Here is a 9,672-nt window from a genome sequence, read left to right as displayed (position 1 = left end):
GCACTTTGAACGGTTCCCAGTACGAACGCCGAATGTAGGTAGTTTACATACGCACATTGACCGATTCCCCGTGCGAACGCCGAATGTAGGTAGTTTACATACGCACTTTGAACGGTTCCCAGTACGAACGCCGAATGTAGGTAGTTTACATACGCACATTGGCCGATTCCCCGCTCGATCGCCGAATGTAGGTAGTTTACATACGCACATTGGCCGATTCCCCGCACGATCGCCGAATGTAGGTAGTTTACATACGCTCTTTGAATGGTTCCCCGCACGATCGCCGAATGTAGGTAGTTTACATACGCACATTGGCCGATTCCCCGCACGATCGCCGAAAGTGGAGTAGTCTGCTTACACTCTTTTAACCCGGCCGCGAGCCCTTCGCGAGAACGCCGATCCCGCAAAAAAACGCCCGACCCTCTATCGGGTCGGACGTCATATTTGCATTTCGCGTGTTCGGAGCGGCTAGCGGACTACTCGGGCAAAATTAGACGCCTTCGCGCTCCCGCAGCAGCTTGGCGAGCTCGTCGCCCGCTTTCCAGATGTCGCCGGCCCCCATCGTGAGGACGAGGTCGCCGGGGGAGACGCGGGAGGCGAGCAGATCCCGTACTTCTTCTTTAGTGGGCACGTACGCGACGTTCGGATTGCTGTTCTTCTCGATCAGCTCCACCAAACGCTGCGAGGTGACGCCTTCGATCCGCTGCTCGCCCGCGGGCGAGTAGATGTCGGTAATGATCACCTCGTCCGCGTCCGCGAACGCCCGGCTAAACGCGTCTAGCAGGAAGTACGTCCGCGTGTAGCGCTGCGGCTGGAAGACGGCGATGATCCGTTTGCCGGTCGCTTTGGCAGCCTGGATCGTCGCTTGAATTTCCGTCGGATGATGCGCGTAGTCGTCGATGACCAGCATGTCCTTCACTTCGCCAAGCACCTGAAACCGGCGCTTGGCACCGCGGAACGCCACGATCGCCTCGGCGATCCGCCCGAACGGGACGCCTGCCTCCAGGCAGACGGCGACCGTCGCCAGCGCGTTGTAAACGTTGTGGCGGCCCGGCACGGACAGCCGGATGACGCCGAGGGATTGCCCGTCCTTGACGACGGCGAACGACGCTTGGCGGTCGCCCAGCTCGACTTCGGCGGCCGTGTAGGTCGCCGGGTGATTCAAGCCGAACGTAATGACGTTCGTGCCCTCGCCGACCTGCGGCAAAATCTCGCGGACGTTCTCGTCGTCGGCGCAGACGACCGCACGTCCGTCCGGACGGACGTGCTGCAGAAACTTCACGTAAGCCGCCTTCAGCTTGCCGAAGTCTCCGTCGTAGTTTTCGAGGTGATCGGCCTCGATGTTCGTGACGACCGCGACCGCCGGCTCGTACTGCAGGAACGAGCCGTCGCTCTCGTCCGCTTCGGCGACGACGAATTCGCCTTTGCCGGCTTTGGCGTTCGTGCCGACGTTGACGATCTCTCCGCCGATGATGTAGGTCGGATCGAGACCGGTCGTCTCCATGACAAGGGCGATCATCGACGAAGTCGTCGTCTTCCCGTGCGCGCCGGCGACGGCGATGCCCGTGCGGCTGTTCAGCAGGCGGGCGAGCATCTGCGCGCGGTGCAGCGTCGGAATTTGCAGGCTCTCGGCCTCCCGGCGCTCCACGTTGTCCTTGGACAGCGCCGTCGAGTAGACGACCAGATTGGCGCCTCTCACGTTTTCGGCCTGGTGGCCGATATAGATTTGCGCGCCTTTGGCCGCCAGCTTATCCGTCAACTCCTGGCGGGCCACATCCGACCCGGTCACCCGATAACCCATTTCCAGCATGACCCTGGCAATGGCACTCATCCCATAACCGCCGATTCCGATAAAATGTACGTGCTCAGCCGTTGCCAACGACGCTTCACCAGCCTTTTTCAGATTTCGTTTGATGGAGCAGCCAAGATCGGACATCGGCGATGAGGTACAAAGTGCCGGTGACCACCGCCAGCGTCCGGCCGGAGCCGCCGGCCGCGGACGCTTGAAGCGCATCCAGTCCTTTCCGCCAATCCGGCTCTACGACGATCCGTTTCGGTCCTCCCAGCTCCGGCCGCAGACGCTCCGCGACCTCCGCCAATTCGGAGGCGATCATTTTTTTATGGAAATCAGGCTCGGTAATGACGAGCGTATTCACCATTGGTAGTATATGCCGCAACGATTGTTCGTGATTCTTGTTCGGCATCATGGCGATCATGACGTTCAACGTGTCGTACGCGTAGACGTCGCGGAGCGCGTCCGCGAGCGCCTCCATCCCTTCGGGGTTGTGCGCCCCGTCGAGCAGGATACGCGGCTCCCGGGACACCATCTCGAGCCGTCCCGGCCAGGCCGTCTCGCGAAGTCCCCGGCGAAGATCCTCCTCGTCTACGAGGAGCGCGTAATACGTGCGCAGGACGTCGATCGCCATAACGGCGGTCGCCGCGTTCGCCTGCTGATGGGCGCCGTTTAAGCCGATGGTCAAATCGTCGAGACGGCGGAACAAGCCCGCGAAATCGAAACGCTGCTCATCCTCCGCCGTTCCCGACGTCTCGTAGGAAAACTGCTCGCCGATCAGATACAGGGTCGACTGGCGCGCGGCGGCCGTTTCGCGGATGACCGCGACCGCCTCGGGCTGCGCCACCGCCGAAACGACCGGCACGCCCGGTTTGATGATCCCCGCCTTCTCCCGCGCGATATCGGCGAGCGTCGGGCCGAGCAAGTCCATATGGTCGTGACCGACGTTCGTGATGACGCTGATGACCGGCGTCACGACGTTGGTCACGTCGAGGCGCCCGCCGAGCCCCGTTTCCCAGACGACGTAGTCCGGGAAACAGACGGTGCCGAAATACAGAATCGCGAGCGCCGTCGTCAGCTCGAACATGGTGAGCGGTCCCCACTCGGATTCCGCCATCCGGTCGGCATACGACTTCAGCCGGTTGACCAGCCGAAGGAGGACGTCCTCGGGAATGTCTTCGCCGTTGTATTGGAACCGATTGGTGTAAGACGTGATGTAGGGAGAAGTGAACGTCCCTACATCATACCCGCTTTGCCGCAGCACGCTCGTCAGAAAGGCGCAGACCGAGCCTTTGCCGTTCGTGCCGGCGACATGGATGAATTTCAGCCTGCGGTGCGGATTCCCGAGCTGCTCTAGCAAGAGCTGCATCCGCTCCAGACCGGGCCTGATGCCGACGGTCGGCATGAGACCCGTGATCCAGGCGATCGCTTCCGCGGGCGTGCGGAATGCGGGTTCGGCGTCGATGGCGCCCGTCCGTTCTTCTGCTGTCATGTTTCCTACGCCTCCATCAACCGCGCAGCTCGGCGATCCGGGCGAGCACTTTGTCGCGCTTGTCTCGGTAGTCCTGGCCTTTGGCGCGTTCTTGTTCTACGACGTGGGCCGGCGCTTTGGCGATATAGCCTTCGTTCGCCAGCTTCTTCTCCACGCGCTCCACTTCTTGGTTCAGCGTCGCCAGCTCCTTTTCGAGGCGGGCGATCTCTTGGCCGATATCGATCAGACCGGCGAGCGGCAGATAGATTTCGAGTCCCGTCACGATCGCCGTCATCGCCTTGTCGGGCGGCGTGAGCGCCGCATCGAGCGTCAGCTGGGACGTATTGCAGAAGCGGCGCAAATACTCCTCGTTCCGGCGCAGGATACTCTCCGAAGCCGCGGTCGTCGGCTTCGCCAGCATTTCGATCTTCTTGCCCGGCGTGACGCCCACTTCGGCGCGGACGTTGCGCACCGCTCGGATCGCGTCCATCAGCAGGCCCATCTCGGCGACGGCGTCCTGCGCTTCGAACTTGGCGTCGTAAACCGGCCACGCGGCCAGCGTGATCGTCTCGCCCTGCTCGTGCGGCAGATGCTGCCAAATTTCCTCGGACAGGTAAGGCATGAACGGATGCAGCAGCCGCATCGTCCGGTCGAGCACGTATGCGATGACGGACTGCGTGCTGCGCTTGGCGGCCGCGTCGCTGCCGTACAGCGTCAGCTTGGCGAATTCGATGTACCAGTCGCACAAATCGTCCCAAATGAAGTTGTAGAGCAGCCTTCCGGTTTCGCCGAACTCGTACGTCTCCATCAGGCGGGTCACGTCGCGCGCCGTCTCGTGGAACCGGTGCAAAATCCAGCGGTCCGCCGTCGACAGCGATCCGGACAGGTCGATGTCCGAAGCCGCGAAGCCTTCGAGATTCATGAGCGCGAAGCGGGACGCGTTCCAGATCTTGTTCGCGAAGTTGCGAGCCTGCTCGACCTTTTCCCAGCGGAAACGCAGATCCTGCCCCGGCGTGTTGCCGGTGGACAGCATGTAGCGCATCGCGTCGGCGCCGTATTTCTCGATGACCTCGAACGGATCGACACCGTTGCCGAGCGACTTGGACATCTTGCGGCCTTCGGCGTCGCGCACGAGACCGTGGATGAGCACGTCCTTGAACGGCGCGATGCCCGTGAACTCGAGCGCGGTGAAGATCATCCGCGACACCCAGAACGGGATGATGTCGTAGCCCGTAACGAGCACGGCGGTCGGGTAGTACCGCTTCAGATCCTCGGTCTCCTCCGGCCAGCCCAACGTCGAAAACGGCCACAGCGCGGAGCTGAACCACGTATCGAGCACGTCCTCGTCCTGGCGCCACGGCGAATTCGGCTCATCCGCCCCCGCCGGCGCCTCCGCGCCTACGAAGATTTCGCCGGTCGCGTCGTTGTACCAGGCGGGGATGCGATGGCCCCACCAGAGCTGCCGGGAGATACACCAGTCGCGCACGTTTTCCATCCAGTGCAGGTACGTCCGCTCGAAACGATCCGGCACGAAGTTCGCGCCCTTGCCCGCCTTTTGCGCTTCGATCGACGCTTCGGCGAGCGGCTTCATGGCGACGAACCATTGGGTCGACAGGTACGGCTCGACGACGGCGCCCGAACGCTCGCTGTGACCGACTTGATGGACGTGGTCCTCGATACGTACGCAAACGCCTTGCTCCTGCAGATCCTTGACGATTGCCTTGCGGCATTCGGTCCGGTCCATGCCCTGGTACGGACCGGCGTTCTCGTTCATCTTGCCGCTCTCGTCCATGACGATGATCTGCGGCAGGTCGTGGCGGCCGCCGACTTCGAAGTCGTTCGGATCGTGCGCCGGCGTGATCTTGACCGCGCCGCTTCCGAACTCCTTGTCGACGTATTCGTCGCCGACGATCGGAATGTCCCGGTTCACGATCGGGAGGCGCAGCGTCTTGCCGATCAGGTGCCGGTAGCGCTCGTCTTCCGGATGCACGGCGACCGCCGTGTCGCCCAGCATCGTCTCGGGACGGGTCGTCGCGACCGTCAAGTGGCCGCTGCCGTCCGCGAGCGGATAGCGCAGATGATAGAGATGACCGTTTACTTCCTTGTATTCGACTTCGATGTCGGAGAGCGCCGTGCGGGCGGCCGGATCCCAGTTAATGATGCGCTTGCCGCGGTAGATCAGGCCCTTGTCGTAAAGGCGCACGAACACCTCGCGGACCGCTTTGGACAGCCCTTCGTCCAGCGTAAACCGCTCCCGAGAGTAGTCCAAGCTAAGCCCCATTTTCGCCCATTGACTGCGGATCGACCCGGCGTACTCTTCTTTCCACGCCCAGACGCGTTCCAGGAACGCCTCGCGGCCGAGGTCGTAGCGGGTGACGCCTTCCTCGCGCAGCTTGGCCTCGACTTTCGCCTGGGTCGCGATGCCGGCATGGTCGGTTCCGGGCACCCACAACGCGTCAAAGCCCTGCATCCGCTTGAAGCGGATCAGGATATCTTGCAGCGTCAGGTCCAGCGCGTGGCCGATATGCAGCTTGCCCGTCACGTTCGGCGGCGGGATGACGATCGTATACGGCTTGGCTTCCGGACGTTGTCCGGCCCGGAAGTAGCCGCCTTGCAGCCAGGCGTCGTACCATTTCCGCTCGGCGTTCGTCGGATCGTACGTAGTGGGCAGCTCGAGAGAGCCGCGTTGCTCGATTTCGCTCATGTTCGGATACAACCTCCAAAGGGACATTGGCTTCTGAAAACACAAAAACCTCCCGTCGCAAAGGACGAAAGGTTCGCTTCCGTGGTACCACCTTCATTCCGCTCGGTCCATTAGGCCGCTCGGCTCTTCAGCGCAGGATAACGGCTGCGGCCGTCCCGTTCTGTCCGTCGGTTCAAACGGGAGACTCCAGGGCGACTTCGGCAGGCGGCGACCTGCGGAACCTCTCAGCGCTGCGCATGGCAGCGGTCCCGCTCTCTGAAGGGCTGAACTGCGTACTATTCCCTATCCATGTCTTTATTCCCCTATCATACCCGTCCAGCCAAGTGCAGTCAATATGACCCCCGTTGCCGCGTCAGCGCTCCAAAGCGGCAGACTGGAGGTGCAGGCGAAAAGGCTTCGGAAGTCCGGAGCGGCCGACTTCGGCTTCGCCGTCAGCCGATGACTTTCATCGGCGCGGGGGCACAGGACTCCCTCTTTTGGCGAATCCGCCGTTCCGCCGCCGATGTAGGAGTCCAGGACTCCCTCTTTCGCCGAATCCGCCGTTCTGGCGTCGATGTAGGAGTCCAGGACTCCCTTCGACCAAGCAGATCCCGGCGCAAGTCCCCCGCCCCGCGCTTCGTTCCGGCCACAATAAAAAGGAACCGCAGCCCCGTCTGATCAACGGAGTTGCGGTCCCGTTCGGCGTTCCGCCCTTACGGAATATAGATGACCTGGCCTTCGGCCACATGCGCGTCGCTCATCCGGTTGTACAGCTGGAGCTCGCGGGACTGCACGTTGTACCGGCTCGCGATCGCGTCCAGCGTATCCTCCCGCTGCACGATGCACAGCCTCACCTTGCGGAACGACTGGGCCGGATCCTTGGCGAGAAATAGCCGCGTCCACTCCAGCTCGTCTCCGGAGGAGTCGGCATCCTTGGCCTCGACGCCATCCCCCTGCTCTTCCTCCGCCGCACGCTGCTCGGCCTGGCGCCGGGCACCCTTGTCGCCGAGCTGCGACAGCAGGCCCACGCCGAAGGACGAAGCAGTCCCAGCCGCCTGCGATTCGGCGGATTTGCCGTTCAGCGCAACCTTCATCTCGGGCTTCTCGTCCCGCGGCGGTTCCGCGGCGAGCGTAGCAACCGCATCGGACGGCACGCCTGGCGCTTCCAGCGGCACTTCGACCTCGTAAACGGTCGGAGCGTCCCCCAGGCCCGCATCGGCGTCCTTGATCGCCTGCTCCACCTCGTCTGCGGTGCGCTCGCGGTATCCCGCATAAGCGGGCGAGGCAGCCGAGTCCTCGTCTGCGTCCGGCAGCGCGTCGTAGGCGGCCTGGCGCTCGCGCTCGGCGGCGAGCCGGGCAAGACGTACCTGCTCGGCTTGCGCGTAGGCGTACGCCTCTTCCTCCGCTTCGGCCCTCGCCCGGGCTTCCGCTTCCGCCCGCGCCCGCTCCTCCTCTTCCGCCCTCGCACGTTCCTCCTCTTCCGCCCTCGCACGCGCCTCGGCCTCGGCCCGGGCCTGCGCCGCGCGCGTTTCCGCCTCCGCCCACGCTTCCGCTTCGGCCACCGCTCTCGCCTCGGCCTCTGCACGAGCCTGCGCATCTGCGCGAGCCTGCGCCTCAACCTGCAGCTGCGAATCGACTCGCTGCTGGTCGTACCAGACGATCGGCGCCTCGGCGGTTTCGCGCGGTGGCTCGGCCGCCTGGCGGGTCGGATCGATGCCGAAATACGACGGCGGGTGATAGACGGGTCCCGGCTGCTGCTGATAATACGGCGCGGCGGACGGTGCCCCCTGCTGCGGCTCCGGCTCGGCGAACGGCGCCTGGTGCACGACCGTGAAGCCGTCCTCCTGCCAGACGGGTACCTGGGGCGAGGCGACCTGCAAGCCCCGCAGCGCCAGCACGCCGGTCACGTTCAGCGTACGCGTGGACAGCAGATCGACGTCGAAGTTGTCGATCTCGATCGCCAGATCCTCGATCCGCTCCACCCGGTTTTGCGGGAGCGAGATCTCGACGGGGATCCAATGCTCGAGCTGCCGGACCGATGCTGGATCCTCCTCGGACTTGTAGGCGCCCGTCAGCAGCAGATGCCCCCGCAGCAGCACTTGGTCGTCCTGGGGCAGCGCCTGCATATGAGGGACGAGCTCGATCTCCTCGAGCTCCTCGATCGCCGCCACGTCGTCTGGCAGATGCACTCTCTCGTAAATATCGAATCGCAGACCGTTTAACGATTCCGTCACGATTCACGTCCTCCTTTCGGCGTAGACGCCCTCCGCTGGCTAGGAGGGCAGGCTTTACTCCCTATTTATCTATATGCCGCAGGAAGGCGGGCATGCCTATGGAATCGCGAAGCCCAAACAGCCCCTTTGCCGCGGCATGGCACGGTGAAGGGGCTGTGGGGAAAACGATAGGTAGCTTTAAAGCTTCTGCAGGGCGACCCGATGCGTTTCGATCGTCTTGTCGATGTCCGCTTCGGTATGGGCCGTCGAGAGGAACCAGCCTTCGAACTGCGAAGGGGGCAGGTTCACGCCGCCGTCCAGCATGCGCCCGAAGACGACGCCGAAACGCTCCGTGTTGGAAGTGCGAGCCGTCTCGAAATTGATGACCTGCTTGTCGGTGTAAAACGGGCATACCATGGATCCGACCCGGTTTACGGTCATCGCGACGCCATTTTCGCGCGCGTTGCGCTCAAGGCCGGCCTGCAGGCGAACGGCCAGCTTCTCCAGCCCGCGGTACGCGGCTTCGTCCAACAGCTTCAGCGTCGCGTAGCCCGCCGCCATGGCGAGCGGGTTGCCGGACAGCGTACCGGCTTGGTAGATCGGCCCGACGGGCGCCACGCGGTCCATGATCTCCCGGCGGCCACCGTAGGCGCCGACCGGCAAGCCGCCGCCGATCACCTTGCCGAGGCAGGTCAAATCCGGCGTGATGCCGTAAAGCCCCTGGGCGCAGTTCAGATGGACGCGAAAGCCCGTCATCACTTCGTCAAAAATGAGCAGGCTGCCGGCTTTGGACGTGATCTCCCGAAGGCCGGCGAGGAAGCCCGGCAGCGGCGGGACGACGCCCATGTTGCCCGCGATCGGCTCAACGATAACCGCCGCGATCTCTTCGCCGAAACGCTCGAAGGCGAGCTTGACGGACTCGAGATCGTTGTAAGGCACCGCGATCGTATGGGAAGCCGTGCTCTCCGGCACGCCCGGGCTGTCGGGCAAGCCGAGCGTCGCCACGCCGGAGCCGGCTTTGATCAGCAGGCTGTCCGCATGGCCGTGGTAGGAGCCTTCGAACTTCAGAATCTTGCTCCGCCCGGTGAAGCCCCGCGCAAGCCGGATGGCGCTCATCGTCGCTTCGGTGCCGGAGTTCACCATCCGCACGACCTCGATCGACGGCACGCGCGCGCAAACGAGCTCGGCCATCTCCGTCTCGATCTCCGTCGGCGCGCCGAAGCTCGTGCCCTTTTCCGCCGCGAGCTTGATCGCCTCGACGACTTCCGGATGCGCGTGGCCCGCGATCAGCGGTCCCCACGACAAGACGTAGTCGATGTAAGTTTGCCCGTCGATGTCCGTGATGCGACTGCCCTGCCCGCGATCGATGACGACCGGCGTGAGGCCGACCGACTTGAAGGCGCGGACGGGGCTGTTGACGCCGCCCGGGATCGATTTTTTGGCCCGCTCGAAGGCCGCTTTGGAACGGGAATCCGAGCGTTTTCGGACGATTTCGGTCATGATCGGCACACTC

At 63.6% G+C, this 9,672-nt stretch carries 6 protein-coding genes; 1 reads left to right on the top strand and 5 read right to left on the bottom strand.

All coding sequences use genetic code 11. The features are described from left to right. Positions 1-349: hypothetical protein (locus LKX83_RS22055; RefSeq protein ID WP_227884967.1), on the top strand; the 349-nt coding region annotated here is incomplete at its 5' end. Positions 350-490: 141 nt separating this feature from the next. Here LKX83_RS22055 and murC read toward each other — a convergent pair. The 5 genes from murC to hemL all read right to left on the bottom strand — a co-directional run bounded on the left by murC (position 491) and on the right by hemL (position 9,659). After that, entirely contained in the window at positions 491-1,831 is a 1,341-nt protein-coding gene (gene murC / locus LKX83_RS22050; RefSeq protein WP_370639112.1) for a UDP-N-acetylmuramate--L-alanine ligase, read from the bottom strand. 55 nt (positions 1,832-1,886) lie between these two features. Next, entirely contained in the window at positions 1,887-3,284 is a 1,398-nt protein-coding gene (locus LKX83_RS22045; RefSeq protein WP_227884963.1) for a bifunctional folylpolyglutamate synthase/dihydrofolate synthase, read from the bottom strand. A 16-nt stretch (positions 3,285-3,300) separates the two neighbouring features. Next, positions 3,301-5,967, bottom strand: a complete 2,667-nt coding sequence (locus LKX83_RS22040; protein ID WP_227884961.1) for a valine--tRNA ligase — start codon at positions 5,965-5,967, stop codon at positions 3,301-3,303. Between the two features lie 692 nt (positions 5,968-6,659). Beyond that, positions 6,660-8,180, bottom strand: a complete 1,521-nt coding sequence (locus LKX83_RS22035; RefSeq protein ID WP_227884959.1) for a LysM peptidoglycan-binding domain-containing protein — start codon at positions 8,178-8,180, stop codon at positions 6,660-6,662. Positions 8,181-8,357: 177 nt separating this feature from the next. Beyond that, positions 8,358-9,659: a glutamate-1-semialdehyde 2,1-aminomutase gene (gene hemL / locus LKX83_RS22030; RefSeq protein ID WP_227884956.1), complete on the bottom strand. Its 1,302-nt coding sequence runs from the start codon at positions 9,657-9,659 to the stop codon at positions 8,358-8,360. Positions 9,660-9,672: the final 13 nt, after the last annotated feature.

It is taken from the genome of Cohnella baijiui (assembly GCF_020731285.1).
Lineage (GTDB): Bacteria > Bacillota > Bacilli > Paenibacillales > Paenibacillaceae > Cohnella.
This window is presented reverse-complemented; position numbering and strand designations above follow the sequence as displayed.